The sequence below is a fragment of the Acetobacter cibinongensis genome (genome assembly GCF_000963925.1).
GTDB classification, from domain to species: Bacteria; Pseudomonadota; Alphaproteobacteria; order Acetobacterales; family Acetobacteraceae; genus Acetobacter; species Acetobacter cibinongensis.
Genome location: NZ_BAMV01000002.1, coordinates 23,640 through 50,429 on the forward strand (window position 1 = coordinate 23,640; position 26,790 = coordinate 50,429).

23 protein-coding genes are annotated in these 26,790 nt (G+C 53.9%); 14 read left to right on the forward strand and 9 right to left on the reverse strand.

Annotated elements, in window-relative coordinates:
• The first annotated feature begins 111 nt into the window (after positions 1–111).
• On the forward strand, positions 112–1,908 hold the full coding sequence (gene aspS, locus Abci_RS00810; protein WP_048837257.1) for an aspartate--tRNA ligase: 1,797 nt from the start codon (positions 112–114) through the stop codon (positions 1,906–1,908).
• A 63-nt stretch (positions 1,909–1,971) separates the two neighbouring features.
• Positions 1,972–2,868 (forward strand): cell envelope integrity EipB family protein, encoded by an 897-nt coding sequence (locus Abci_RS00815; protein ID WP_048837258.1) that lies wholly within the window; start codon positions 1,972–1,974, stop codon positions 2,866–2,868.
• Positions 2,869–2,966: 98 nt separating this feature from the next.
• Here the strand turns inward: Abci_RS00815 and Abci_RS00820 are convergent, their stop codons facing one another.
• The 4 genes from Abci_RS00820 to Abci_RS00835 form a co-directional block, all read right to left on the reverse strand.
• Positions 2,967–3,506, reverse strand: coding sequence for a hypothetical protein (locus tag Abci_RS00820; protein WP_048837259.1), 540 nt, complete (start codon positions 3,504–3,506; stop codon positions 2,967–2,969).
• A 16-nt stretch (positions 3,507–3,522) separates the two neighbouring features.
• Entirely contained in the window at positions 3,523–4,800 is a 1,278-nt protein-coding gene (locus tag Abci_RS00825) for an aminopeptidase (RefSeq protein ID WP_048837260.1), read from the reverse strand.
• A gap of 144 nt (positions 4,801–4,944) precedes the next feature.
• Positions 4,945–5,499: a DUF1643 domain-containing protein gene (locus Abci_RS00830; RefSeq protein ID WP_048837261.1), complete on the reverse strand. Its 555-nt coding sequence runs from the start codon at positions 5,497–5,499 to the stop codon at positions 4,945–4,947.
• A gap of 84 nt (positions 5,500–5,583) precedes the next feature.
• Positions 5,584–5,721, reverse strand: coding sequence for a hypothetical protein (locus Abci_RS00835; RefSeq protein ID WP_158319761.1), 138 nt, complete (start codon positions 5,719–5,721; stop codon positions 5,584–5,586).
• A 468-nt stretch (positions 5,722–6,189) separates the two neighbouring features.
• Between Abci_RS00835 and Abci_RS00840 the strand changes: the two genes are divergently transcribed.
• Together Abci_RS00840 and gabT are read left to right on the forward strand one after the other, a co-directional pair.
• The gene (locus Abci_RS00840; protein WP_048837332.1) at positions 6,190–7,119 is read left to right on the forward strand and encodes a LysR substrate-binding domain-containing protein; all 930 of its coding nucleotides are present in this window, start codon (positions 6,190–6,192) and stop codon (positions 7,117–7,119) included.
• Positions 7,120–7,348: 229 nt separating this feature from the next.
• Positions 7,349–8,632 carry a 4-aminobutyrate--2-oxoglutarate transaminase gene (gene gabT / locus Abci_RS00845; protein ID WP_048837263.1) on the forward strand — a complete coding sequence of 428 codons (1,284 nt, stop codon included), beginning with the start codon at positions 7,349–7,351 and terminating at the stop codon, positions 8,630–8,632.
• 75 nt (positions 8,633–8,707) lie between these two features.
• Here gabT and Abci_RS00850 read toward each other — a convergent pair whose 3' ends face one another.
• Positions 8,708–9,925 (reverse strand): cation:proton antiporter, encoded by a 1,218-nt coding sequence (locus tag Abci_RS00850; protein ID WP_048837264.1) that lies wholly within the window; start codon positions 9,923–9,925, stop codon positions 8,708–8,710.
• A 1,214-nt stretch (positions 9,926–11,139) separates the two neighbouring features.
• On the opposite strand from Abci_RS00850, the gene Abci_RS00855 reads away from it, so the two are divergent.
• Positions 11,140–13,134 (forward strand): glycosyltransferase, encoded by a 1,995-nt coding sequence (locus tag Abci_RS00855; RefSeq protein WP_158319762.1) that lies wholly within the window; start codon positions 11,140–11,142, stop codon positions 13,132–13,134.
• A 792-nt stretch (positions 13,135–13,926) separates the two neighbouring features.
• Positions 13,927–16,545, forward strand: coding sequence for a Hint domain-containing protein (locus tag Abci_RS00860; RefSeq protein ID WP_084597455.1), 2,619 nt, complete (start codon positions 13,927–13,929; stop codon positions 16,543–16,545).
• A 234-nt stretch (positions 16,546–16,779) separates the two neighbouring features.
• Here the strand turns inward: Abci_RS00860 and Abci_RS00865 are convergent, their stop codons facing one another.
• Complete coding sequence (locus Abci_RS00865) at positions 16,780–17,391, reverse strand: histidine phosphatase family protein (RefSeq protein ID WP_048837266.1); 612 nt, start codon at positions 17,389–17,391, stop codon at positions 16,780–16,782.
• Positions 17,392–17,397: 6 nt separating this feature from the next.
• A complete protein-coding gene (locus Abci_RS00870) occupies positions 17,398–18,330 on the reverse strand; it encodes a ribose-phosphate pyrophosphokinase (protein WP_048837267.1) in 933 nt (310 codons plus the stop codon).
• Positions 18,331–18,526: 196 nt separating this feature from the next.
• Between Abci_RS00870 and Abci_RS00875 the strand changes: the two genes are divergently transcribed.
• From Abci_RS00875 to Abci_RS00905, 7 genes are all read left to right on the forward strand, one after another.
• Positions 18,527–19,405 carry an ABC transporter permease gene (locus Abci_RS00875; RefSeq protein WP_084597456.1) on the forward strand — a complete coding sequence of 293 codons (879 nt, stop codon included), beginning with the start codon at positions 18,527–18,529 and terminating at the stop codon, positions 19,403–19,405.
• Between the two features lie 4 nt (positions 19,406–19,409).
• Entirely contained in the window at positions 19,410–20,198 is a 789-nt protein-coding gene (locus tag Abci_RS00880) for an ABC transporter ATP-binding protein (RefSeq protein ID WP_048837268.1), read from the forward strand.
• A gap of 143 nt (positions 20,199–20,341) precedes the next feature.
• Positions 20,342–21,823, forward strand: a complete 1,482-nt coding sequence (locus tag Abci_RS00885; RefSeq protein ID WP_048837269.1) for an MATE family efflux transporter — start codon at positions 20,342–20,344, stop codon at positions 21,821–21,823.
• Entirely contained in the window at positions 21,816–22,025 is a 210-nt protein-coding gene (locus tag Abci_RS00890) for a hypothetical protein (protein ID WP_048837270.1), read from the forward strand. The genes Abci_RS00885 and Abci_RS00890 overlap by 8 nt, the downstream gene beginning before the upstream one ends.
• Before the next feature lie 86 nt (positions 22,026–22,111).
• Positions 22,112–22,690: a YqaA family protein gene (locus Abci_RS00895; RefSeq protein WP_048837335.1), complete on the forward strand. Its 579-nt coding sequence runs from the start codon at positions 22,112–22,114 to the stop codon at positions 22,688–22,690.
• Positions 22,691–22,831: 141 nt separating this feature from the next.
• Entirely contained in the window at positions 22,832–23,836 is a 1,005-nt protein-coding gene (locus tag Abci_RS00900; protein WP_048837271.1) for an SDR family oxidoreductase, read from the forward strand.
• Positions 23,837–24,016: 180 nt separating this feature from the next.
• Positions 24,017–24,820: an META domain-containing protein gene (locus Abci_RS00905; RefSeq protein ID WP_048837273.1), complete on the forward strand. Its 804-nt coding sequence runs from the start codon at positions 24,017–24,019 to the stop codon at positions 24,818–24,820.
• Positions 24,821–24,875: 55 nt separating this feature from the next.
• On the opposite strand, the gene Abci_RS00910 is transcribed toward Abci_RS00905, so the two are convergent.
• Together Abci_RS00910 and Abci_RS14335 are read right to left on the reverse strand one after the other, a co-directional pair.
• Complete coding sequence (locus Abci_RS00910; RefSeq protein ID WP_306302098.1) at positions 24,876–25,889, reverse strand: MFS transporter; 1,014 nt, start codon at positions 25,887–25,889, stop codon at positions 24,876–24,878.
• Between the two features lie 2 nt (positions 25,890–25,891).
• Positions 25,892–26,062: a hypothetical protein gene (locus tag Abci_RS14335; protein WP_306302099.1), complete on the reverse strand. Its 171-nt coding sequence runs from the start codon at positions 26,060–26,062 to the stop codon at positions 25,892–25,894.
• Between the two features lie 251 nt (positions 26,063–26,313).
• Between Abci_RS14335 and Abci_RS00915 the strand changes: the two genes are divergently transcribed.
• A complete protein-coding gene (locus tag Abci_RS00915) occupies positions 26,314–26,787 on the forward strand; it encodes a MarR family winged helix-turn-helix transcriptional regulator (protein ID WP_048837274.1) in 474 nt (157 codons plus the stop codon).
• Positions 26,788–26,790 lie beyond the last annotated feature (3 nt).

Sequence of the window (26,790 nt, forward strand, 5' to 3'; positions counted from 1 at the left end):
ATCTTGACAGATGGGTAGCGCCCCGGCTTCCTCCCGCGCATAAAGAGCAACCTAGAGCACAAAACGCCCCCTGCGCGGCAGGCGCAGCGGGCCAAAATTCAGGACGAGACCATGCACCCTTACCGTACCCATAGCTGCTCGGCCCTTCGCGCCAGCGATGCCGGCACCACAGCCCGCCTGTCTGGCTGGGTTCATAGCAAGCGGGACCACGGCGGGCTGCTGTTTATTGACCTGCGTGACGAAACCGGCATGACGCAGATTGTTATTCCGGCAGGTGCTCCGGCCCTGAGCACAGCCGAAAACATCCGCGTTGAAAGCGTGATTACGGTTACCGGTGATGTGGTTGAACGCGCCGAAGGCACCCGCAACCCTGACCTTGCTACCGGTGACATTGAAGTGCGCGCGCAGGAATTTGTGGTGCAGTCCGCTGCCGCCGTGCTGCCTTTTCAGGTCGCTGGCCACGAAAACTACCCTGAAGACCTGCGCCTGCGTTACCGCTACATTGACCTGCGCCGTGACAGCGTGCACCGCAACATGCTGCTGCGTGCCCGCGTTATCCAGAGCATGCGCCGCCGCATGACGGATCTGGGCTTTATTGAACTCCAGACCCCCATTCTCACTGCGTCCTCCCCGGAAGGTGCGCGTGACTTCCTGGTGCCCGCCCGTATGCACCCCGGCAAGTTCTACGCCCTGCCGCAGGCCCCGCAACAATTCAAACAGCTTGCCATGGTGGCCGGCTTTGACCGCTACTTCCAGATTGCTCCCTGCTTCCGTGACGAAGCCTCCCGTGCTGACCGCTCACCGGGTGAGTTCTATCAGCTCGACTTCGAGATGGCTTTCGCAACGCAGGACGAAGTGTTCGCAACACTGGAAGATGTCATGTCCGGCCTGTTTACCGAATTTGGTAATGGCCGCACCGTCAGCCAGGCTCCCTTTGAGCGCATCCCTTACGCGCACTCCATGAAGGTTTATGGGTCTGACAAACCTGACCTGCGTAACCCGCTGCTGATTTCTGACGTAACGGAAGAGTTTGCAAATTCTGGCTTTGGGCTGTTCTCCCGTATTGCGGCTGACGGTGGCGAAATTCGCGCCATTCCCGCCCCCGGTGCAGGCGACAAGCCACGCGGGTTCTTTGACAAGCTGAACACCTGGGCGCGTGAAGCCGGTGCTGGTGGTCTGGGTTACATCATTTTTGCAGAAGATGGTGGCAAAGGCCCGATTGCCAAAAACCTTGAAGCTGACCGCGTAGAGGCCATTCGCACCAAAATGGGCCTGAAGGCGGGAGATGCCGTGTTCTTTGCCGCCGGTAAAGGCGATGATGTTGTGAAGTTCTCTGGCCTTGTGCGGACACGCATTGCGGAAGAACTCGACCTAGTTGAAAAAAATGCGTTCCGTTTCTGCTGGATTACCGATTTCCCGATGTACGAAATGAATGAGGAAACCGGCCGCATTGACTTCTCGCACAACCCTTTCTCCATGCCACAGGGTGGGCTTGACGCGCTGAACAGCAAAAACCCGCTGGAAATCAACGCCTATCAGTATGACATTGTGTGTAACGGCATTGAACTGTCTTCCGGCGCTATCCGTAACCATCTGCCGGAAGTCATGATCCGCGCGTTTGAAATTGCCGGCTACCCGGAAAGCGTTGTGGAAGAGCGCTTTGGGGGTATGCTCAATGCCTTCCGCTATGGCGCACCACCGCACGGTGGGTCTGCTCCGGGTGTGGACCGTATCGTCATGCTGCTGGCTGACGAGCCCAACATTCGTGAGGTTATTCTCTTCCCGCTGAACCAGCAGGGTGAAGACCTGATGATGTGTGCTCCGGCAACGGTTGAACCAGCCCGCCTGAAAGAACTCTCTCTGGCGCTGGATCTGCCGAAGCCCAAGCCTGTTATCAAAAAAGACTAAACTTCTGCCTTTTCGCATCCGGGGTGGTTGCACCGCCACGCCGGATGCTCTTTGCTGTCAGGCATGATCGGATTACCGCCCTGCCTTTCAGCCGCCTTTAAGACCTCCCCGTCTTTCTTTCCGCGTAGCGCAGCATATCGCGGCATAAAAGCTGGCCTGCTGGTAGCCATTTCTTGTGCGCTTCCTTCTGTTGCCTTCTGTGCTGATACCCCCAGCCCCACTGCTGCCCCTGCTGTGCACCTCACCGGACAACGGGCACAGTATGACCTAAGCCTTGCGGAAGTGTCCGGTGGCAATACACTGTCTGCCAGCGGCACCATGACCTACACCGTGCATGATACCTGCACGGCATGGTCTACCCAGCAGCATCTGGATATTCAAAGCTCCACCCGCAACAATGGCACGGTGCATCTGGTGTCTGATTACACCACACTGGAAAGCAAAGACGGCCACCATATGACGTTTCGTACCGTTCAGAAATCAAACGGCGCCACCTTGCAAATAGTGTCTGGAGATGCCTCCCTGACACCCGGCGGTGGGGAAGTTCAGTACGAAAAACCGCTCAAAAAAACGCTTAAACTGCCCGCCAACACCCTGTTTCCCATGGCGCACACACTGGCCATTCTCATGGCCGCTGAAACCGCGAAAACTGACCTATCCCCCATGCTGTTTGACGGCACTGGGGAGGATGGCGCGCAATATACCTATATTTCCACTCATGGGTGGGACAAGGTCAGTACAGCGCAGGCTCCATCGCCCCTATTGGCCGCCCTGCCAAGCACACGTGTGCATGTGGCTTTTTTCAACACGACAGCCCGCGCCATGCTACCCGACTACGAGATGGGTATGCGCTATTTTGCCAATGGTGTTTCTGATAAACTGGATATGGATTTTGGGGATTTCAGAATGGCAGGCACTCTTCAGTCCCTTTCCATTCCGGATAAGCCACACCACTGTTAAAATACGTGGTCTTGCAGAACTGAAGGTGCCAGACCCCGCACCGTAGTCACTGGCTCTGGCGTGAAAAGGTGAGCCTTATGCCAAGGCTCGCCCTGCCATTATTGTGCAGGCGCTGTACGCAAAATAGCAATCAGGTCCTGCAACTCTGTCTGCTTGGCTTTCAACAACGCCACGTTTTTGGGGTCAGGCTGTGCCATCTGCGCTGTTTGCTGGTTGGGGGTCACATTCATCAGGCTACCCGTCAAGCCAACGCAGGTCAGGCTCATCACAAAGTCACGCGCGGTAAAATTGTTGGCTTTGAGAATAGCATCCAGACCCGGCACTTTTTCGACCATAGCAATCTGCTCGTCCAGAGACATACCAACCCGCCCCGGAGGCTGGATGTTGGCTGCATGAATAGCCTTAAGCGTGTTGGTAAGTCGTGGCAGAACATCTGCCTTCAACGGGTAGTGTAACGCTGTTTCCATATCATGGCGCAGGGTCTTAACCTGCTCGTCCGACAGGGTCGGCTGTGCGCCTTGGGCTGGTCCTGTCACTGCCGTGCTCTGCGCCAAGGCAGCATGAGCGCCTAGGGTCACTGTCAGAACAACAGCGGCATACTTACCGACAAATGAAACGCTCTTTTTGGTATAAGACATTTTTGAAACTTCTCCGTTAGGCTGCGATAACCCATTCGCCCTTGCGCATAAGCGGTGCACGGCTGCCGTCTGCGGCCACACCATCAACATCAATTTCGGCAGAGCCAATCATCCAATCAATATGGATCATGCTGTTATTGGCACCGCGTGCAGCAAGAGCCGCTTCATCCTGCCCGGCTGTATCGCGCATACATTTGGTATAGGCTTGGCCAATGGCAAGGTGGCTAGCGGCATTTTCATCAAACAGTGTGTTCTGAAACAGGATACCGCTGCTGGAAATGGGGGAGGAGTGCGGCACAAGTGCGACCTCACCCAAACGGCGCGCCCCTTCATCCGTATCCAGCACGCGGGCAAAGACATCCTCACCTTTGCTGGCATGCATTTTCACAATTTTTCCACCTTCAAAACGCACGCGGATATCGTCAATCAAAGTGCCTTGGTGGGACAACGGTTTTGTGCTGGCAACATAGCCATCCACCTTCAAACGGTGTGGTGTTGTGAAAACTTCCTCCGTAGGGATATTCGGGTTGCACACCACGCCGTTCCCTGCGGCCTCAGACCCACCAGCCCACTCATGACCGTCAGCCAGACCCACGGTCAGGTCCGTGCCGGGGCCGGTAAAATGCAGTGCTGAATAGCGCACATCGTTCAGGAAGGCGGCCCGTTTGTGCAGCGTGGCATTGTGCTCCGCCCAGTCTGCCACAGGGTCTTTACCAGTAAGGCGGGAGGCTTCAAAAATAGCCTGCCACAGGCGTGCCACTGCGTCCTGCTCCGGCAGGTCAGGAAACACCAGTTTGGCCCATGCCGGAGTGGCCGTGGCCACGATGTTCCAGTTCACATCAAAATTTGTAATAATTTCCATGGCAGGCCGGTTCACGCGGGAAGCCGCACGGCTTGCACGGGAAATACGGGAGGCATCCTGCCCTGCCAGCAGCGCCGGGTTGGACCCGGTAATAGCCATACGGGCCGCACCGGACCGGAACCCCTCAGTCATGCCCTTGGCTAGCCACTCCGCAGCCGTATCAAACGTGTCATCCTGCGCAAAGCGATAGCGGGCCAGTGTGCTTTCTTCATCCGAATAGAAAGTAGTGACCAGTGACGCCCCGGCCTTGTAAGCATGTTCTGTCACACGCCGCACAAGAGGTACGGCCTCCAGGGGCGCTGTGACGATAACCTGTTGTCCGGGGGCTACATTCAGGCCCGTGCGCACGGCCACTTCACCCAAACGGTCCAGCATTGCCTCAAACTGTGCGCTGCCCGGAGCGTACGGATGTTCGTGTGCTGGTCCTGTCATGCTCTTCTCCCTGTGCGGGGCTGGCTCCCCTGTCCACGCCAGACGGTAGCACCAGCCTCAGTTAGGCAGCGCCACCGTGTTTCTGGCCCAATCGGATACTGAAGCGGCGCTTTCGTCAACCGGGAAGCGTGGCAGACCAGCCCGTCAGCCCTCTGGCAGCAGAGTTGGTTGCAAACTACCCGGCAGATAAAGCGGGTGGCAGGGGCGGCCATTTACCCCCACTTTCATGGCATAAACAGGAATATTATGGCGCTGGAGCATCTGCACAGCCTGCGGCCCCCGTGGCAGAAGTGTTTTGATACGGGGTGTGCCGTATGCAGCAATAACCCTGTCGGCTTCCTGCGCCATACCCAGTAAGGCGGCATCATTTTCCGGGCCAACAGGGTCTGGTACTTCGGTCAGGCGCTCCTGATCCGTACACCGATAGGCAAAGGTGTTGCCCACCAGAATACTGCCATACCCCCAGGCACGGGCGTAGCGCTGGCATTTGGCCACTGTGCGGTCATCACCACATTCCGTCGCAACAGAAGGATTCATCATCAACCACATCACTGACGGGAGTGAGGCATCCCATACGCGTTTGAGCGTGTAACGGTAACATTTGTCAGGGCCACCATACGTGGCCGTGCTGACAACATCCTGCGACAGGGTAAGGGGGCGAGAATCCCCCACATGGTGGGCATCAAAAAGGTCTGCCATGTCTCTTCCGGCTTGTAATCGGGCAACGCCCCTCTTGGGGGAGTGCGCCCTCTTTACCCGGAACAGAGAGTGTGAAACAGGCCCTTAAGCCAGACGGTCAGATGTTACTGTTGCCAGCATAAGAGCTGCTACGGCAGGAAGAAACGCGAACATGGCGGCAGTGGATGCATAGTCTACAACAAGAGCGAAGTTTGTATTCAAAAGAGTAATAAACATTGTCATGGTTTCCAAACATTACGGTGGGTGGGTTCATTCTCCCCTTTCACAAAAAGCGCAATACCTCTGAAGAGAGCCAGAAACTGGCATGAATTTTATTGTGAATACTTTTAGAGCAGGTTTTATTTTGAAGTAATTATCGAATTTTTTGGTGCAAGAAAATATAATCTACAGAAAATTATCGTGGCTTGTAAAAAAGGCAGCCCTGTTACTTTCCCCGGCCCGTTTGCCCCCTCTTGCTCAAATTTGGAGCGATTGCAAAAAACGGCAGCAGATCCGTCTGCCCTCTAAAAACTTTGATTTTCAGGGCATCTTTCCATCACAAACAGCTTACCAGTCGCCGTTACCTGTCATTTTTCTGTAACGAATCGTTTTCCGATAGAGCGGAAAAACAGCGCATTTTCCGCGTTGCACACCTTGCCGATGCACCACATCCCCCTACTCCCCATTCTCGATGTGCTGTATCTGTGCCCGATGGATCAGCGCTACCGCATTCCCCCTCTGGCTGCCCTAAACGCCTTTGCTGCCTTTGCCCGCACAGGGGGTATAAGACGTGCGGCGGCAGAGCTACGTGTTGACCATGCGGCCATCAGCCGTCACCTGCGGGATCTGGAGCAGCGCCTGGGCACAACCTTGCGGGACCGGGCAACCGGAGACCTGACAGTAGCGGGCCATACCTATTACAGTCAGATTGCCCCGCTTTTAGAGGGGCTGGCACGCGCCACCGCAGATATTCGGCAGCAGGCCCCTCATTTGACCGTCACCTGCGCCCACGGCTTTGCTTACCATTGGCTCTTGCCCCGCCTTGCTGCGTTCCGCCGGGCCCATCCTGATATTGACCTGCTATTGCGCCCGGTTGATGCCAATACGGGCTTTCATGGCACAGGCATAGAAACAGACAGCCACGCTGATATTTTCTATGCCCGTGATGATGCAACCCCGCCCACCCAGCGTGACATCCGCAGCGTAGCCATTGCCCGCCCCCCGGTTTTTCCGGTTATGGCACCATCCGCTTTGGCCGCATTAAGCACGCCCCCGCGTGAGGCAGCAGACCTGCTCCATGCCCCCCTGCTTCTGGAAGAAGACGATGCGGAGTGGCGGCTTTGGTTCACGGCGCATCATGTTTCCTTCTCCCGCATTCCCAGCGCAGGCCGGTTGTGGCAAGCCCATATTACCCTTGCCGCCGCCCGTGCTGGAGAAGGCATAGCCCTTGCCAATATCTTTTTGCTCGGGGATGACCTGCAAACAGGCAAGCTCGTTCCAGCACTTCCTACACAGAACCAAACACCGCTGGGTACCTATGTTTTACGGGCAACAGACAGAGCGTGGGACAGCAAGGCGCTGACTGTCTTTCGCACCTGGTTGCTTGAACAGGTTGCCATTCAGGCCACCCATCAGACCTAACGAGCTGAGGGGCATGGTTCGAGCCTGCCTTTCTGGCAAAGCTGATGCACATATTTTTACTCTGCCTACCTAAGAACACTCTCCTAAAGAGTGGTGACTTTTAATCACCTATCCTCCCAACAAAAATCGCCTCCCCGCCGCCTGTCAAATCATTTACGAAATAAAACAAAGCCTGTGGACGAAGTGCCACTTGGCGTATTTTCTGTGCCCTTCTGGAGCTTTGAGCAGTATGAGCCTGACAAATAAGGACCTTCTCGCCCGCCGTGCCAACGCTGTGCCACGCGGTGTTGCAACCTCAACCCCTGTCTTTGCTGATCGTGCCGAGAATGCAGAACTGTGGGACGTAGAGGGTCGCCGCTATATTGACTTCGGGGGCGGCATTGCCGTGCTGAACGTGGGCCACCGGCACCCCAAGGTCATGGCTGCTGTCAAAACCCAGTTGGAACGCTTTACGCACACGGCTTTTCAGGTTTCTGCCTACGAAAGCTATATTGCGCTGGCCGAAAAACTGAATGCCCGTGCACCCTTTACCGGCCCAGCCAAAACCATCTTCTTCTCCACAGGCGGTGAAGCAACCGAAAACGCCGTTAAAATTGCGCGTGCTGCCACCGGCCGCAACGGCGTTATTGCCTTCTGTGGCGGGTTCCACGGCCGCACCCTGCTGGCCTCTGCCATGACAGGCAAAGTACTGCCTTACAAAGCCCCTTTTGGCACTCTGCCTGGCCAAGTCTATCACCTCCCCTTCCCGGATGGTCAGGACGTCTCTGTGGAAGACAGCCTGAAGATGCTGAACTTCCTGTTTGCGTCAGATATTGGTCCAGAACAGGTTGCTGCCATCATCATTGAACCCGTACAGGGCGAAGGCGGTTTCCGTATTGCACCCACCTCATTACTCAAACACCTGCGCGCTTTGTGTGATGAACATGGCATCAAGCTGATTGCTGATGAAGTGCAGACCGGCTTTGCCCGTACCGGCAAGCTGTTTGGCATTGAGCATTCAGGGGTCGAGCCTGACCTGGTTTCGGTTGCCAAGTCTCTTGGTGGGGGCATGCCTATCTCGGGCGTTATTGGCCGTGCTGAATTGATGGATACCGTACCACCCGGCGGACTGGGTGGCACTTATGCAGGGGCACCGCTGGCTTGTGCGGCTGCTCTTGCCGTGCTGGATGTCATTGAAGAAGAAAAGCTGATTGACCGCGCCAACGCCATGGGTGAGCGCTTCAAATCTCGTATTCAGGGCTGGCATGACCGAACAGACCTTTTACCAGTCAGTGCGCCGCGCGGCCTTGGCGCCATGATCGCGTTTGACATTCTGGAAACCCAGAAGGGAACAGAACAGCGCGCAGGTTTCGCCGCTCAGGTGTGTGCCAAAGCCTGTGAAAAAGGGCTCATCCTTCTCTCCTGTGGTGTAAAAGGAGCCACAATCCGGTTGCTGACACCGCTTACGGCTTCTGACGCACTGGTTGATGAAGGGCTGGATATTATTGAGCAAGTACTGAAAGAACTCGCATAAAAGCTGTGTAACGTCCTGTAAAAAGGCCTCTCCCATAACTCTGGGGGAGGCCTTTTTTATAAGCTCAACGCCGCATTAAGCCTTAGTGGAAGAACGCCCAGCAAAAAGCTTGAACAGCGGGCCAGTCAAGGATGTAGACACAACGGCCAGAACCATCAGAGACGCAAACGCAAATTCTGAAATCATGCCTTGGCTATGCAAAATTGTAGCCGCCACAATTTCCATAAGGCCTTTGCATTGCAACAAAGCCCCTACACTCAGCTTTTGACGACTGTTCAGGCCGGACGCAGGCGGGTAGAGATAAACAGCACCCATTTTGGTAACAATTGACACAACAACCAAAGCCAGAGACGCCACAACGGATGGCCAGGTCAGCGCATCTCCGTCAATATGTAGCCCACTATGACCAAAGAACATGGGGGCCAGCCAGATCAGGGCAAAAGTGCCAACCTGCTCAACGGGCAAGCGCCTGACCCAACTGGGGGGCATAACTGCGCCAGCAAAATAAGCGCCTATCAATTCATGCAGGCCCAGTTGCATGCTGGCCCAAGACCCGGCTGCCAGATAAAGCGGCACAGCAAGCCAGATGACAAAAAGAGGCGGATTTTTGAAATAGCGTGTTGCCCACCCTCCTAAAAGGGCCAGCACGGCCAATACCCCAATGGCCAGAAATTCAAACCCACTCCAGCCATGTAAGCCGGCAGACCCCTTAGCCGCGAATTGCAGTATAGCAAGACCGATCCATAAAGCGGCGTCATCCACCACAGCAAGCTTAAGTGCCAGTTGACCTAAAGGGCGATGTTCAGGCTCAAGCTCCCTCACAATACCGATAAGAACGGGCAGTGCGCTGACTGCAATGCACAACCCCAGCGACAAAGCTGCCACCCACTGCGGCACGTGAGGCACCTCCCACCCATGAAGCGGCAGGAAAAACTGGTAAACAAGCACAGCGCCTACCAATAAGGGCAAACCTAACGCAACAGCAGCCCCTGAAAGCAGACGCCCCAGAGACGGTGCTATTACATTTTCCGCAGTGTTATCCTGACCTGGGTGCTGCCACATTTCCAGCCCTGCGGTAAACGCCAACACCAGCACGGCAACCCACCCAATGTCATTACCATAGACAGATGGTATACCCCATTGCTGCACCGGCACATGCCAAACCGCCAACAGAATACCCAGAAGTATAGGGAGAACCGCAATAGGTAATAACTTTTTTGTCAGACGCCACATCAGCCAGGGGAAAATGACAAAAACCCCAAAGTCTGCTAACAGCGAGATTATTTTTATCATTTTCACCTTTCCTTTTAACACCAGAATTGCATTATATCATTTTTGTTAAATACGATTATACACTATTTTTATAAAAAAATCTATCTTTTGATTTTACTACCATTTTCATAAAAGTTTTTCCTGAAACAATACTTTGAAAGACGAAAGCCGCATCAGTTCTTTTGAATTTCCATAAATTTGGTAGGTGCGCTCTCCGAAGCATGATATTTCATTAATATCTTGTTAATGTTTTTAGTTTGCGTGCCATGTCTGTTTCTTTTTACTGGATACGTCGGACGCTCAAAAGGCTTTTGCTGCAAGCGTTTGAGAACTTAAAAACAGATTTTCCTGATCTCTGGCAAAAAGCTCAACATGGGCAGAATTCAGAAAAACTACTCAGAGTCTGTGAATATTATCAAAGAGTATCGCCCGACCGAGCGCATATTACACTCGCTATCGGTTGCCTTCGCCTCCAGCTTGCACAGCCTGCTGCATCCGAAGCATTTGGCTTTCTGGCTCAGAAGTTTCCGTCATCCTTATGCCACATGCTGCTTATTGCATCCCACTGTATTTGCGCCAACTGGGGTTTGGCCAAGCAGGAAATAACGTCTTATTTCTCCCGCTACTCTCCCTTCCCGCACCCTGTTTTTTCTGAAATTCTTACTCTCTTTTTACAACACAATCAGATCAACTCTTTCTGTGGCCTGTCTTTAGATGGCACTTTATATCTTTACTCAACTCAGGCCGATATAAGACTTAGCGCCACCTTATCCTCCCCTGATAGTAAAACGTCCTTCCTACTTTCCCCTCTTTCTATTGAACATTTTTGCAGTACTTATAAACTTCCCGAAAACTGGCACTCTTTCCAAAGCCTTTCCCTGACAGACCCAGACAGTTCTACGTTTTTTCGATCATTTGACATTCCTGCCTTTACGCAATGCCGCGGGTTTGTAGAAAAAACATCGACACACATTAAAGGGTGGACCTGTTCACCCGCTGACCCGACGTACCAGGTCAAGCTGTTTGCCCATAGCCTGATGCCTACATCACCATACCTGTCACAGTCTCTTCCAACCCATATCCCGAAACTCTTTGATCTGGATTTTTTGGTAACCGGCCAAGTCCGTCATGCCTTTTCGATTTCTCTTTCCAAGTTATCGCGGCTAGGAACGTCTTTTTCCGTCCAGACTGCATGCGGTCATAAACTTTATGGCAGTCCTGTGCTGCTGACGGACATGACAGAACAACAAGAGGTCTATGCACGCTACATCTCGTTAAAATTTCCCGCTCTCTATGAAAAAACAGAATCTGGTTCTGACAAGAACGATCATCCTGTTGCTGTTGTTATTCCTATCTATTCTGGTCTTGAGGCAACCCGTATCTGCCTGGATCGTGTGTTGCGCCATAAAAATGCATTCACACGTCTTATTCTTGTTAATGATGGGTCGCCCGACCCGGCCATGTGCCATCTGGTAAAAGAGTACGATGCGCAATTTTCCTGCATCACACTTCTTTCACTCTCTGAAAATTGCGGCTTCCCCACTGCAGCCAATACCGGATTATGTGCACGTTTTGAGCAGGAAGACGTTATTCTACTCAACAGCGACACACTTGTAGCTGATAGTTGGGTAGAAAGACTGCAACAGGCCGCTTACGCTGCAGAATATATCGGTACAGTTACGCCTTTTTCCAACAATGCCACTATTTTCAGCTATCCCGAAAAAGATGGAAGCTCACCGGTACCGTCAGAAGCTATCTGTGACCGTCTGAATACTCTGGCTGGACAAATATGGGATGGTTCCACTCCTGACGTTCCCACCGCGCATGGTTTTTGCATGTATATCAAGGCTGCCTGTCTTCAAGATACCGGGCTTTTGAGAGCAGATATTTTTGCACAAGGTTATGGGGAGGAAAATGACTGGTCCCGCCGTGCCTCTGCGTTAGGATGGCGGCATGTGGCCTGCCCCGGCGTGTATGTTGGCCACGCGGAAAGCCAGTCTTTTTCATCGGTTAAAACAGACTTGATTGCCCGCAACCTGAAACTGCTTAATCACATCCATCCCGGATATGATACCCTTATAAAAAATTGGCAGGATCAGGATCCACTCCTCCCCTTCAGACGCGCTCTTGACCTCAAGCGTTTAGCCTACGACGCACCAAATTTGTTATCAGCCCTACTGGTTACTCACAACAGGCAAGGTGGCCTGACGCGTCACGTAGGCCTACGTGCTACATTTTATCTTGCCCGCAATATTGTTCCTTTTCAGCTTAAACCAATTTGCTCCAGAACAGGAAAACCGCTTTGGCAGATTCAAGGGTTTCCGGCAGAAACATACCCAAATCTTATTATCCCCCGTAGCCGCCATGCTTTGAAAGCGCTTTTGAAGTCTCTGAATTGTACTATTTTGGAAATTCACAGCTATATTGGTCATACACTCAGAAAAATTGTGGAGTTGCAGGCTCTAAAAATTCCTTATGATGTCTATATTCATGATTATTCCTGGTTTTGCCCGCGTATCACGTTAACTGGCAAAGACGGCGCATATTGCGGAGAACCAGCCCCCAAACAGTGTCAGACCTGCCTTGAAACATGCGGAAGCAATACGGGGGAGACAACGCCTGTCACCACGTTACGGGCACATAGCCAGTCTTTGTTCCACCATGCCCGCACCGTCTATGCCCCATCCCATGACACGGTCAGGCGCATCAAACGCCAGCTTGGTGTTTCACCAGTTTATCAACCTTGGGAAACCTTCCTCAACACAGAATGGCCTCGCTTTTCCATACCATCCGGGTCTATACGCAGAACCATAGGTATCTTGGGAGCTATAGGGCCGGAAAAAGGCTATGCACAAGTGCTGGCATTGGCACGTCTGACCGCGCAACTAAACGCCCCCTTACAGTTTGTCTTGATCGGTTATAGCTGTAACGACCATGCTCTCCTCGAAACGGGAGTAGTCACCATAACAGGGCACTATAAGGAATATGAGATACAGGGCTTTGTAAACCAATACGCCATAGACTGGTTTTTCATGCCATCCATCTGGCCCGAAACATGGTCCTATGTACTGACACAAATATGGCTGACTGAAAAACCTGCTATCGCTTATGACATCGGGGCACAGGCAGAACGTATCAAACAGGTGGGAGGCGGCATGGTCGTTCCCCTGCACCTGCCCTACCCCAGACTGCTTGCGGTATTATACACTCCCAGAAACGCACCAGAGTAATTGGTTGCGCTGAGCAAACTATGGTGACGCACAGACCTATGCTAAAAAGCCGTTCTGTGAGCAAAATGTTTTGTTCTCTGAGAACCCGATAAGACCGATCAAGCCCTATTTACCTCTGCCCATGGTGTGCGAAGAATAGGCCGCAGACGTGTCTTGATAAGGACAGATGACTATTTACTGAAATTATAAGTTTCGTTTTCGTACCAAAAAAATTCCTGAATCTTCGACTATATTGCTGACCATGACATTACATCAGCAAGGGTCGGTCAAAGTGACCCTACCCCCTGAACGTGCAGCTTTTGGATCAGGCCGTTCATAATTTCCCTATCAATGTCTGTTCTCCTAATAAACGGTATTATTATGAGAAGCCTCTTATTTCAAACAGATATGCTGCATTACTGGTTCTATCAAAAAATAAGTTTTTAAAAATCAAACATTAGCCGCCCTGTCGATTTTCCCCCAACAACTTTTTTTCCTCTTAGCAACTTTTTTTCGTTTGCTAATTGTTAGCGTGAAACACTAGCTTAACAATTAGCCACTATGTGTACGCCTATTTATTAATTTCGGGAAGGAATTGCATTTATGGCTGACAGTCAAAATTCTGTAGTTGATTGCATGCTCTGCTGGATTCTTTCCCACTAAAAAGCGGCTAACTACAGTCACCTATTCATGATGAACGTCATCAATGAAAACATAAGTGCAGTTTAAGTCTAAGTTTTTCTTTTGTCCTATAATATTTAAAGAAAAACAAACAAAACGCACTTCTATGTTAATATGTCTGAGGACAAGTAAATGAGTACGACTTACACGTCGGGACAAACAGCAACAGGAACAGTCTCTGATTTTCAGGAAGTCCTGAATTCTGGGGCTAAAGGCCAATATCAATCCGTTATAAATACTGGCCAGATAGTTGTGAACAGCGGAGCCACCCTTATAGAGCAGAATGGCAGCTCTCTATACGGGCCTTATAACGGCGGGAAAATTCTTGTTTATTCCGGCGGAACGCTTGTTGGGGGATCCATCGGAGGCGGTGGGGTCGTTCTTACAACTCCCGGTGCTACTATTTCTGGCGGATTGCTCGTTCAGAATGGCGGGGTGCTCTCTCACTGGAACAGCACATCCAGCGGTGCCAGCTTGGCATCTGGCGCAATGCTTTACGTGCAATCCGGCGGAAATGCTGCCGGCATTGTTGCCGGTAGTGGCGCCAATATTATTGCAAGCGCCGGTGGCACAGTTTCTGGCACCGTAATTTCCAACGGTGGCGGTATTGGCGTTGCCGGTACAGCCTCAAACACAATCGTCACCAGTGGCGGTGTGATAGAAATTACCTCCGGCGGTAAAGCGAACGGTAATACCATCGATGGTGGCTCTGCCTATGTTGATGCTGGCGGTGTCATAAATTCAGCAACTCTCGAAAATAGCGGTAGAATAACCGTTAGCGCTGGTGCATCTGCGAACAACGTAACCGTAGAAACACTTGCTGCACTTGTTGTGAACAGCGGCGCTACTGTTTCCGGGACTGTAGTTTCCGCTGGCGGCGGAATTGGTGTGGCCGGCACGGCTTCTGCCACAACCGTCACCAGTGGCGGTGTGATGGAAATTACCTCCGGCGGTAAAGCAAACGGCAATACCATCAATGGTGGGTCAGCCTACGTTGATGCTGGCGGTGTCATAAATTCAGCCACTCTCGAAAATAGCGGTAGAATAACCGTTAGCGCTGGCGGGTCTGCGAACAACGTAACCGTAGAAACACTTGCCGCACTTGTTGTGAGCAGCGGCGCTACTGTTTCCGGGACTGTAGTTTCCGCTGGTGGCGGACTTGGTATAGCTGGCACGGCTTCTGCCACAACCGTCAACAGTGGCGGTGTCGTGGAAATTGCCTCCGGCGGTACAGCCACAAACAATACCGTTAATAACGGCGGCACGCTGTATGCAGATGCAAACAGTGTTCTGGGCACAACAACGGTCTCTAGCGGTGGGCAGGTCAGTGCCGCCAGCGGCACAACACTCTCCGGCGCCCTTACGCTTCAGAACGGTGGTCTCGCCACACTCTGGAACAATGCCGGTGGCAGTGTTGATTTGCAGGGAAGCACTAATGGCGGGTTGACTGTTTCCGGCCTTGCATCTGGTGGAACGTTGACGACTGTTATCAGTGGCTTTGACGGTACGTCTGCAAGCAACTCTGATGTCATTAAGCTTGATGGCGTCAAGGCTGCTGATGTCACGTCTGTAACCTATCCTGATGCAGACCACGTCAAGCTGACCCTGGCAGGCGGCGCAAGCGTGACCTTGAATATCATCGGGGCTGAAGCGGCTGGCTATACGCTGGGTGCCGATAGTGATGGTGATCTGGTTTATGAAGTGTGCTTCCTTGCAGACTCTCTGATCAAAACGCCTACCGGTGACTGCGCTGTTCAGACCCTGCGTCTGGGCGATGACGTTGTGACCTATGACAATGGTCAGGAAAGCGTTCAGAAAGTCGTCTGGGCTGGTCAGACACGTGCAACAGTTCGCCCACATCTGCCTATGGATGAAGCCGGTTACCCGGTGCGCATTCTCAAGAATGCCATTGCCGAAGGCGTTCCTTACAAGGACATGCTCATCACGGCTGAACATTGCCTGTATTTTGATGGCAAGTTTGTTCCTGCCCGTATGCTGGTTAATGGTCGTTCCGTGTTCTATGACACGTCCATCACCACTTACGACTATTATCACATTGAAACAGCCACACACTCCGTCATCATGGCAGACGGAATGCTGACTGAAAGCTATCTGGATACAGGCAATCGGAAAACATTCCGGCAGGAAGGGGCTGTTGCTGCACTCCGCTCTACCCATTACAACTGGGAAGACGATGCCGCAGCACCGCTTTGTGTCGAACAGTCTTTCGTTGAGCCTATTTTCCGTAGTCTTGCTGAAAGATCAGAAAAGATTCTTGGGATGCCAGCCTGTGTCGCCACAGCTGAAACAACCAATAATCCAGATCTGCATCTTGTAACGGAAACGGGTGGCGTGATCCGTCCCTTACGTCAGAAGGGAAGCGTCTACAGCTTCATGCTGCCACCTAATACTGCGGTGGTTCGTGTTGTCTCCCGCGCAAGCCGTCCTGCCGACACTATTGGGCCGTTTGTCGATGATCGTCGTGAACTTGGCGTTGCTATTGGCACGATCCAACTTGTGCTGACCAAAAGAGAGCAGACCGACATCGTGGCACATCTTCAAGCTGATAAACCTGAAGGCTGGCATGGAACTGGCGTAGAAAGCCAGGTCGCCTGGACAAATGGTAATGCCGTTCTGCCCTTGGGGGACATCGTCCAAGACAGCATGGGTATTCTTTCCCTGACACTCCATGCAGCAGGACCGTATCTGCTAGCCAACTCAACCAAAACAACTCTTCGGTTGGTTGGATAAAGAACAAAGCCCCCTTCGTTTACTTTAGAATGAGGGGGGCTTTTGTTAAGGCAGGTTGCTCCAGATTGGAGGCAGCCTACAGAGGCTCAGAGCTATCCATGTATTGGACTGGGCAAGCTGTTCTCTGTCACAGACCTACCTAGTCATAATGTGTAGGTCTGTGAGCAGGTATTTTTGCTTTCTGAGAGCCAGATAAAACGGATTAAGCCGTATTTTCCTCTGGCCCGCTGAAAATCAGATCTCCGGGGTGTCCGAAACGACCGTCAGAGTCCATGCCTCTGCTGTCGTTTTTCCTGGCTCCAGCCACAAAGGAGTGGCGTTGGGCAGGCGTACATTTGCAGGCAGGTTCATGGCCGCCCGCAAAGCACGGAAAAGCGCACCATGCGCAACTATCAACGGCACACCGCCAAGCTGCGTTGCCCGATTAACGGCATCAACCGCACGCGCCTTTAAGTCTTCAAACCGTTCAGCACCCTGCGGTGTGTACTCCCCGGCAATCCAGCTATCATACCAGTCGCCCATGGGTTGGCCTTCCTGCTCACCAAAGCAGACTTCTTCCAACCCGTCATCCGTCTCTAAAGGCAACGCCTCCAGACCGTGTGTTATCAGCCCTTCCCGCATAATCGCCGCCGTCTGGAAGGCGCGGTCCAGAGGCGAGCTGACGATATGTGTAAAAGGTGTGAGCGTTTTTAATCCTGGCAGAACAAACCCGACCGCCGCCCCGGCCTGCTCAATGCCTGTGGCATTCAGTGGCACATCGGTCCGGCCTTGTGAAAGGCCTTCCCGGTTCCAGTCTGTCTGGCCATGGCGAAGATACCAGTAAGGGCGAAGGTCAAGCTGTGTCATGCCGTCTCAATCAAACAGGGAGGAAACAGAACTTTCGTCTGCCACCGCACTCATGGCGCGGGCAAGCAGGCCTGCAATGGTGATCTGCCGAATGTTGCTGGCAGCCTGCACACTCTCCGTTGCCCGGATACTGTCCGTCAAGGTCAGCATTTCAATGCAGGAAGACCCGATGCGCTCAACGGCCTGCCCGGTCAGCACACCATGGGTCACGTAGGCCCCAACGGATGCTGCGCCGTTATTGGCAATAGCCTGTGCAGCATTGCACAGGGAGCCACCGCTATCCACAATATCATCCACCAGCAGGCAGTGACGGCCTTTGACATCACCAATCACGTTCATGACTTCAGACACACCTGCGCGTTCGCGGCGTTTATCAATAATAGCCAGATCCGTGTTCAGGCGCTGCGCCAACTGGCGGGCACGCACAACCCCACCAACATCTGGCGAGACAATCATCAGGTCACGATCGCCGTAACGTTCCTTGATGTCCCGTACAAACAGAGGTGCGGCATAAAGGTTATCAACCGGAATATCAAAGAAACCCTGAATCTGCATGGCGTGCAGGTCGAGTGTCAGCACGCGGCTGGCACCTGCTTCCACCAGCAGGTTGGCGACCAACTTGGCGCTGATAGGCGTACGGGGGCCAGATTTACGATCCTGCCGCGCATACCCGAAATAAGGAATAACCGCCGTAATACGGCGTGCTGACCCGCGACGCAGGGCGTCCAGCATGATCAGCAGTTCCATCAGGTTGTCGTTCGTTGGTGTGCAGGTGCTCTGGATGACAAACACGTCCTCCCCGCGCACATTCTCATGAATTTCGACAAAAACTTCCATGTCGGCAAAGCGGCGTACCGTGACATTGCACAGGGGCAAACCGATTTCTTTGGCAACGGCCTCGGCCAGCGGCAGGTTGCTGTTACAAGCGACGATCTTCATGGTAATGGCTGTTCCCGGCTCTTTCAGGGTTGGCAGGCTTGCTATGAGTCGTGCGGGGTTTAGCAACCACGGCCCGAGTTGTCATCCACCCCGTGCAGCAAACGGGGCCGGAATAGGGTTCCCGGCACGAAAAATGCCATACTCTTTGGCTCGTACTTGCGCACGCGCTGTGTGTTGTCTAACGACTGGGAGAATCATGGATACCCTACAAGCCTCTCATCCCTCAGGCCCCATACTGCCAGAGCCGTCCGGCCCGGAACCCGTGCTCCATCTGGAGCCAGAGCACGGGTTTGCGTGTTTCCGGCATGCCTGGCACGATTTTATGGAAGGGCTGACGCTTGGAAAACTGGCCTGCACGCTGAGCTGGCTGGACATCAAACAGCGCTATCGTGGCTCCCTGCTAGGGCCATTCTGGCTCACTCTCTCCGCCACCATCATGGTTGCGGCCATGGGCCTGCTTTACTCTTACCTTATGCACATGGACGTGCACATCTATCTGCCGTTTCTTACCATTTCTCTGGTAATCTGGATGTTTGTCAGTGGCCTAATGACGGAAAGCTGCACGACGTTCAATACAGCCGCTTCCATGATCCATGCGGCACGCCTCCCCTATAGCCTGCACATCATCCGTTCGACCGTCAGAAACTGGATGGTCTGTGCGCATAACGTGCCGGTCGTCGTGGTCGTGTTCCTCTGGTTCCACACCACACCACACTGGACATGGGCGCTGCTGGCGGCTCTGGTGGTCTGGGGCGTTGACAGCTTTTTCCTTACCCTCTTTCTGGCGATACTGGGCGCGCGCTTTCGCGATATTCCGCCCATTATGGCCAGTATCCTGCAAATCCTTTTTTTCGTCACACCCGTTATATGGGCACCGGAACTGATGAGTGTGGGAGAGGAATGGCTTTTGCTGGACCCCTTCTTCCCGCTGATAGAAATTTTACGCGGCCCCCTGACCGGGGACCATCTGAGCGTCATGGTCTGGCCAGCAGCCCTTTTATGGTCTGCTCTGCTGGGGGTCATCACTTGTACGCTTTTTGCCCGTATCCGGGCGCGTCTGGCTTATTGGGTATAATGTCTTGCCGCAGATAACCGTTCAAAATCTGGATGTTTCTTTTCCCCTCTATCACGGCAACACGCGTTCCCTCCGCAAGACTGTGCGCGGGGCGTTTCAGGGCCGGTTTTCACAGGACAGACGCAACCGTGTTGTGGTGCAGGCGCTCCAGAACATTTCTTTCACCCTTAAACCAGGTGACCGCTTAGGCCTTGTGGGGCGGAATGGTGCGGGCAAAACCACGCTTCTCCGCGCGCTTGCCGGTATTTATGAACCCGTAGCGGGCAGTGTGACCATTCACGGTACAATCGGCACCCTTCTGGACCCCATGCTGGGCATGAACAACGTGCTGACGGGCCGGGAGAACATTCACCTTCGGGGTATGCTGGCGGGCCTGACCAAACCACAAATCACTCGTGTGGAAGAAGATGTTGAGGCCTTTGCACAGCTTGGCTCTTTTATGGACCTGCCCGTCAACACCTATAGTTCCGGCATGGTCGTGCGCCTCTCCTTCGGTTTAGCAACAGCCATCATGCCTGATGTTCTGCTTATGGATGAATGGTTTATGGCCGGTGATGCCGCCTTCCGGCAACATGCGCGCTCCCGGCTGGAAAACCTTGTCTCAAAAGCTGATATTCTGGTGCTCTCCAGCCATATGAGCACTGTTGTGGCTGAATGGTGTAACCGTCTGATCTGGCTGGAAGACGGGCACATCAAAATGGATGGCCCGACACAAACAGTTCTGACCGCCTATCTTGGCCACCCTGTCGAGTTGAAAAACCCGGACCAGCCCTTACCTAATGTAGCACCGTGACCGTTTCAGTCTGGCCTTTATGTTTTTTTCTGAAATAATGGGTGCTCTCTTTTGCGGGCGTTCGCAGGGATGCCCTAGCGTGACATAATATTATTTCTCTAACGCCTTCCACACCACCCTGAAGGCACCGGACCGGAGCACGCATGACAAGGCCCCACCCGCCCACCAGACAGAAAGCCTGCTTTATTACCGGCAGCATCATGCGGCATGTTCTGGTTATGGCGGGTACGGGTGCAATTGGGTTGATGGCCGTGTTTGCGGTGGACATGCTCAATATGGTCTATATTGCGCATCTCAATCAGGCTGCACTGACAGCGGCAATAGGCTTTGCCGGGGCTGTCATCGGCCTGCAAATTGCGGTCTCCATTGGTCTGACTATTGGTGTCAGTGCTGCCGTAGGCAGAGAGATCGGGGCTGGACGGCATGAGGAAGCAAAGCAGATTGCGTCCTCCGCACTGCTGGTCATGTTCGGGCTTTCCTGTGTTCTGGGCATTGGCACCATGCTTGTTGCCCACCCCCTGTTGCAGCTTTTTGGCGCACAGGGTGATGCGCTGGACCACGCAACCCGCTATCTTCAGGTTGTCAGCCCATTTTTGCCGCTTATTTGCATGGGTATGGGGTTTTCAGCCCTCATGCGTGTTGTGGGCGATGCCAAAGGCTCCATGCATATTACCCTGCTCGGGGCCATTACCGCAGCAGTGCTGGACCCGATCATGATTTTCGGTTTGCATGAAGGGCTGACCGGGGCCGCCATCAGCACTGTCATGTCCCGTTTTGTCGTAGCACTTGTGGGCCTTATGGGCGCATTGCGCCACGATATGGTGACGTGGCCAACGCTGTCCCGCGTTGTAGCGGATGCCCGGCATGTCGGCTCCGTTGCCACACCGGCCATCCTCACCAATCTGGCCACGCCGGTGGGTGGGGTTTATGTCACCGAGTCCATGGCGCGGTTTGGGCTGGAAGCCGTGGGCGGCCAAGCGTCCATAGAACGCACGGTGCCTGTCTTGTTCTCGCTGGTGTTTGCGCTCACAGGTTCTGTTGGCCCCATTATGGCGCAGAACATGGGAGCAGGCTTCTACCCCCGTGTGCGGGAGACCCTGACAGCCGCCCTCAAGCTGGTCATGCTCAGCATTGGGGCAACGTGGCTCATTCTTGCCGTTCTGCAAAATTACGTTGTGGCTGTTTTTAATGCTCAGGGGGATGCTGCAATGCTCATCCACCTGTTCTGCTCCCTTACAATCGGCAGCTATCTGTTTGTTGGTATGCTGTTTGTGGCCAACGCGGCCTTCAACAACCTTGGGTACCCACTTTACTCCACGGCCTTCAACTGGGGCCGCGCAACTTTAGGGACCATTCCCTTTGTTGGTATTGGGCAGCATTATGGGCCTGCTGGCGTGCAACTCGGGCAAGCTGTGGGTGTTGTTGTTTTTGGCACACTGGCTGTGTTCAAGGCGTTTCAGGTCACAAAAAACCTCAAACATCCGGCAAACCACCCCCCAGCGGGCACCATTGCGGTGTCCGACGTGCCAACAACCAGCGCAGAAGCCGCCATGGCGGATCTGGACGAAGTGACGGCACCTTCCACCCCAGACCAAACTGATGGGAGCACAAAAACCCATGTCTAAACTGACCGCCGCAGAGCGTGATGCCCTACCCGACAGCGCCTTTGCCCTGCCTGGCAGGCGTTACCCTATTCCAGACGCAACACATGCGCGGGACGCGTTGGCACGTGCCAGTGAGATGTTGCACAAGGGCCACCTCTCGCAGGAAGAGTACGCCACTATTCACAGCAAAGCTGAAGACGTCTTGCGCCGCGAGCGCCTATAAGCCTGTCTGCCCTCTAGCGTAACAGTGGGTCTCATGGCATTGCTGCGGGTATGTCTGACACATCTGCCCCGGCACGCCCGCCCTCCTTGCTGAACCGCCTGTACGCCAAAGTGCTCCGTCACGCTGGCAGCCCTTACGCGCCGCTGTGGCTGGCATTGCTGTCATTTTGTGAGGCAAGCTTTTTCCCGCTACCGCCGGAAACGTTGCTAGTGCCTATGGTGCTGGCGCAACGGCAGAAGGCGTGGCGATATGCCGCCATCTGCACAATAGCCAGCGTTGCGGGCGGTATTCTGGGGTGGGTTATCGGGGCTATGCTGCTGGACTACGCAGCAAAACCCATTGTTCATTTCTACCACGCAGAACACACACTGGCCGCCTTGCAGGAAAAATTCCGGCAATGGGGCGTGTGGATCATCCTGTTCAAGGGGCTCACCCCCATCCCCTATAAATTTGTTACGATCGCCAGCGGCATGGCCCATTTTGCCATGGGCCCTTTCCTGCTTGCCAGCGCCATTACCCGCGGCACACGCTTTTTTCTGGTAGCAGCACTCTTACGCCGGTTTGGTGCCCCTATTGAGCAGTTTATTGAAACACGCCTACCGCTTCTAATGGGTATTTTTGCCGTGCTGTTGCTGGGTGGTTTTCTTGCCCTCCGGTATCTTTGAGCTGCTTGAAAAACAGAACTCCGTCACCAGGTCTTTTACACAGCAACCTAACACTTGCCTGACTTGCGAGACAGGCAAGAGCAAGGCACAAACCCTCTACATGCTTTCCGTTTACGCCTGAACAGCCGGGAGACCCTCCTTATGCCCACGCAAATTGCCGTTATTACCGGAGCCGGAGCAGGCATTGGCCGCGCCGCCGCCCGCGCCCTGGGTCGTGCTGGCTTTGACATTGCCCTGTTAGGCCGTAACGAAGACCGGCTGAAAGAAACCGCAGCCGACCTGAAAGCCCACGCCATCCGAACACTGGTTCTGCCAGTTGACGTAGCGGATGCAGAAGCCGTGGCAAAAGCCGCATATCAGGTTGAGGCAGAGCTTGGCCCTATTTCTGTGTGGGCCAATTGCGCGGGTGCTACCGTGGTTGGGCAAGTGGCAACACTTTCTGCGCAGGATATCCGGCGCGCAACGGAAGTCACTTATCTGGGTAGCGTGAATGGCACACTGGCTGCGCTGGAGCATATGCGCCGCCGCGGGCGTGGCACCATTATTAATCTGGACCTTGCACCGGCACTGCGTGGCCTGCCTCTGCAAGCAGCAGAAAATGGTGCACGTGCTGCCCTGCGTGGCTTTTGTGAGAGCTTGCGGCCAGAATTGCTGCACGATGCGGATGCCATCCGGGTTGTGATGGTTGACCTCCCCTCCATCAACACGCCACGGTACGGCTGGACCAAAAACACAACAGGCAAACGCCTTAAACCTGTTGGCCCGGTCTATGAGCCGGAAGTGGCTGCAGAAGCCATTTGCAGGGCAGCTTTTACAACAAGCCGCACGATCTCGGTCGGGCCAAGCGCTCCTTTCTCCGCGTTTCAGAAACTTCTGGGCGCTGGCTACCGCGAAAAGCGGCTGGCCGACCACGGATACAAAGCCCAACTTGAAAAAACCTGTGCAGAGCCAAACGCTCCGGATGACCTGTACGCTACAGCACCGGGGGCCTTTGGCGCTCATGGTGCGTTTGATGCCAAATCCCGCAGGCTGGACAGCCCTCTTTCCTTTTTCACGACCTCCAGTGTCATGGCGGGCCTACGGGGGGCTGCTCTGGCGGCCGGGGTGACCGCCCTGATAACACACCTGCGTAACAACCGCCGTTAATCGGTACGGCCTCTCCACTTAAGGGCAACTTCTGGCCATAACAGGAGTTGTTCTTCAATATGTGCTGTGCTGGCACCTGCGCAGAGCCTGATTATCTCCCACTTGTTTTGTGCCAGTCCGGTATACTGCTGCGGCTCTCTTGCTTGCAGCAGCATAGCGCTGCGCAAGAAAGGGATAGGCATGTCAGGATACTCTTTTTTCAGTCGCACTCTCCTCAAGGCCAGTTTTCTGGCCTTATGCAGTTGCGCCTTGGTCTTACCCACCCGGCAAGCGGCACATGCACAGCCTGCTCAAACCACCCTTCATGGCAGCATTACTTACCGGGAGCGTATTGCCCTCCCACCAGCCACAGTTGAAGTGCGCCTGCTGGATGTTAGCACGCCCTCAGCCCCCCCCAAGGTCATAGCATCCCAGCAGTTTACAACTGAGAAGCAGGTACCACTGCCGTTTCAGTTAACAGTCAACAGCTCAACGCTGACCGCCAAGAAAACCTATGCCGTTGCAGCAACAATTTTTGTAAACGGTCAGGCCTGGTTCAAAACCCCCATGCCAGCCCCCGTAAACCAGCGCAGTAATGGCAACATTCTGCTGGTTCTGCGCCGGGATGGTACAGAGCGATTACCACACACTGTTACCGGCTCCTGGCAAACAGACCAGATTGGGGAAACCTCTCTCCGCGATGGCTCCCAGACACCTACCCTTGAACTGCACGATGATGGCACTGTAGCAGGGTCAACGGTGTGTAATCAGATCTCTGGCCGTTTTACATCCAGCGCCCAAAACCTGAAATTTGGCCCGGTAGCCACTACGCGCAGAGCCTGTATGGAAGCCACAACCATGCAACGGGAACAGGCTTTCCTTAATGCGTTAAAAACGGTCGCCGCGTGGACTCTGTCAGAAAAAGGCGATGTACTGACCTTGCAAAATGACGCCGGGCAAGCCCTCCTGGTCCTACACCGCCAGTCCCATCTTCCCATACGCTAATTCTGGTCTGGTAAGGGTCCTGAAAGAGCGGGCTTCAGGACCCTTTTGAGATGTTTCAAGCTTCTTCATGCTCTCCAAGATGAGCGGGAAAAGCTTGAGCGCTCAAAAGCACAACAAGCAGAGTGAGAACCGTCAGGCCAATTGCAACGGGTGCAAGCACTTGAACACCGTAAGATGCCAGAAGCCTGCCGCCAAACGCGGCCCCTAACAAAATACCAATATTACTGGTGCTATTCACCGCAGCCCCGGCAATGTCAGCAGAGGTGGCCCGTGTACGGATAGCCCCAGACATGATGAACGGAATAACGCCTGCGTAACCCGAGCACCACAGAGCAACAACTGCAACCGTTGCCACGCCAGACACAACATGACCGCACACAAGCAGAATACCCAGCACCATAACAGCACCGGATACCAGCAAGCCCCAGCGTGGGCTTTTATCCACCACCAAACCTGAAGCCCAAAGCCCTGACAGGCTACAGGCACCAATAATCAGCAGGTCCAGACTGATAGAGCTTTCTGGCAAACCATGCGCCATAAGCACAGGCGCAATGTAGGTGTAGAGCGTATTATGCGCCAGAAAGAACAGAGCGTTTGCCAACAAGGCCTGAATAAAAGCCCGCACAGCACCCGGCTTGCGCGCCAGCGTGAAGGAAGGGGCCTGCGTGCCATGCCCAACCCTGGGCAAATAAACCGCAATAAAGACGGTAAGAACGGCAGCAAGACCTGCTGCCACCCAAAGAGCTATGCGCCAACCGGCAAAATGCCCCAGTGCGGCAGCCCCAGGCACCCCTAATATACCGCCCAGCGAGGCCCCGCCAAAGACGATGGAAATGGCACGCCCGGTCTGCCGTGCAGGCACCAGATGCGCCGCGTAAGCAGACACCATGGACATAAGCAGAGCGTGTGCAGCTCCACCAACAACACGCCCAAGACAAAGGACTGTAAATGTGGGGGCAGACGCGGAAATCACATTGGTCGCCACATACCCGACCAATGCCGTAAGAAGCAGTTTTTTCCTGTCTATCCGTGCCGTCAGGCTGGTCAGAGGCACAGCAATAACAGCCACAATCAATGCGTAGGCCGTAATGGCCAGCCCGATACGCCCCCCCCTACATTAAAGGTGCGCGACATCTCCAGCATCAATCCGATGGGGGCCAGTTCGCTGGTAATGGCAATAAACGTTGCCGCGCAGAGCGCCCCCAAACCGATCAGGGTTGCTGGCGGAAATTTTTGAGACACCTGGCGTCTCTCCCATGTGGTTGTGTCCGGCTCATTTATGCTTTTACGGCCCTTCGCACAGGCGCAAGCCAGAGGCCTTTAAAGGCCTTACAACGCACGCTGCAAGAAAAAAGCGCCTGATAAAATTGATAATTTTACGGAGTGCAAAAAACTGTCTCGGAGGCCGCGTTGACCCGGCCTGAGGTTCTGTTATATTCGTGCCAATATATTTTTCATGTCAAATATTACCATACTAACAATGGAGTTCACGCATGAGTGCCCAGCATGGTTTGAAAGGGCTGGAAGACGCACGTTTTCATAACATGGCGTTGACCTTCCGTGTCATGCGGCTGGCCTCTATCTGGCGTACCCGGCTTGAACGCGCCCTCCGCCCCCATGGCATGACCGTAGCCCTCATGCGGCCCATGGCGTATTTGATGATGATGCCAGGTGGCGCAACTCAGCGTGACCTTGCACAAGCCATGGACACGGATTGTTCTGCTCTGGTCCGTATTCTTGATCTTCTGGAAAAAGAAGGGTTTATCGCCCGCCATCCCGATGAGCAGGACCGCAGGGCAAAGCGCATTACGCTGACCCACACCGGCCAACAACGCTGCGCCATTTTTCATGATGTCGCAGCCCAGCTTGAGCAGGACATGACGGCCACCATGCCTGCTGAGCAGATCCCGCCTTTGATTAGTCAGCTTGACCTACTGCTTTCTGTACCGCCTGAACCAACCGTCTGACTG

Excerpts from the sequence above, each read along its gene's own strand:
- aspS (WP_048837257.1), top strand. The coding sequence starts at position 112 with ATGCACCCTTACCGTACCCATAGCTGCTCGGCCCTTCGCGCCAGCGAT.
- Abci_RS00815 (WP_048837258.1), top strand. The coding sequence starts at position 1,972 with ATGATCGGATTACCGCCCTGCCTTTCAGCCGCCTTTAAGACCTCCCCG.
- Abci_RS00820 (WP_048837259.1), bottom strand. The coding sequence starts at position 3,506 with ATGTCTTATACCAAAAAGAGCGTTTCATTTGTCGGTAAGTATGCCGCT.
- Abci_RS00825 (WP_048837260.1), bottom strand. The coding sequence starts at position 4,800 with ATGACAGGACCAGCACACGAACATCCGTACGCTCCGGGCAGCGCACAG.
- Abci_RS00830 (WP_048837261.1), bottom strand. The coding sequence starts at position 5,499 with ATGGCAGACCTTTTTGATGCCCACCATGTGGGGGATTCTCGCCCCCTT.
- Abci_RS00835 (WP_158319761.1), bottom strand. The coding sequence starts at position 5,721 with ATGACAATGTTTATTACTCTTTTGAATACAAACTTCGCTCTTGTTGTA.
- Abci_RS00840 (WP_048837332.1), top strand. The coding sequence starts at position 6,190 with ATGGATCAGCGCTACCGCATTCCCCCTCTGGCTGCCCTAAACGCCTTT.
- gabT (WP_048837263.1), top strand. The coding sequence starts at position 7,349 with ATGAGCCTGACAAATAAGGACCTTCTCGCCCGCCGTGCCAACGCTGTG.
- Abci_RS00850 (WP_048837264.1), bottom strand. The coding sequence starts at position 9,925 with ATGATAAAAATAATCTCGCTGTTAGCAGACTTTGGGGTTTTTGTCATT.
- Abci_RS00855 (WP_158319762.1), top strand. The coding sequence starts at position 11,140 with ATGACAGAACAACAAGAGGTCTATGCACGCTACATCTCGTTAAAATTT.
- Abci_RS00860 (WP_084597455.1), top strand. The coding sequence starts at position 13,927 with ATGAGTACGACTTACACGTCGGGACAAACAGCAACAGGAACAGTCTCT.
- Abci_RS00865 (WP_048837266.1), bottom strand. The coding sequence starts at position 17,391 with ATGACACAGCTTGACCTTCGCCCTTACTGGTATCTTCGCCATGGCCAG.
- Abci_RS00870 (WP_048837267.1), bottom strand. The coding sequence starts at position 18,330 with ATGAAGATCGTCGCTTGTAACAGCAACCTGCCGCTGGCCGAGGCCGTT.
- Abci_RS00875 (WP_084597456.1), top strand. The coding sequence starts at position 18,527 with ATGGATACCCTACAAGCCTCTCATCCCTCAGGCCCCATACTGCCAGAG.
- Abci_RS00885 (WP_048837269.1), top strand. The coding sequence starts at position 20,342 with ATGACAAGGCCCCACCCGCCCACCAGACAGAAAGCCTGCTTTATTACC.
- Abci_RS00890 (WP_048837270.1), top strand. The coding sequence starts at position 21,816 with ATGTCTAAACTGACCGCCGCAGAGCGTGATGCCCTACCCGACAGCGCC.
- Abci_RS00900 (WP_048837271.1), top strand. The coding sequence starts at position 22,832 with ATGCCCACGCAAATTGCCGTTATTACCGGAGCCGGAGCAGGCATTGGC.
- Abci_RS00905 (WP_048837273.1), top strand. The coding sequence starts at position 24,017 with ATGTCAGGATACTCTTTTTTCAGTCGCACTCTCCTCAAGGCCAGTTTT.
- Abci_RS00915 (WP_048837274.1), top strand. The coding sequence starts at position 26,314 with ATGAGTGCCCAGCATGGTTTGAAAGGGCTGGAAGACGCACGTTTTCAT.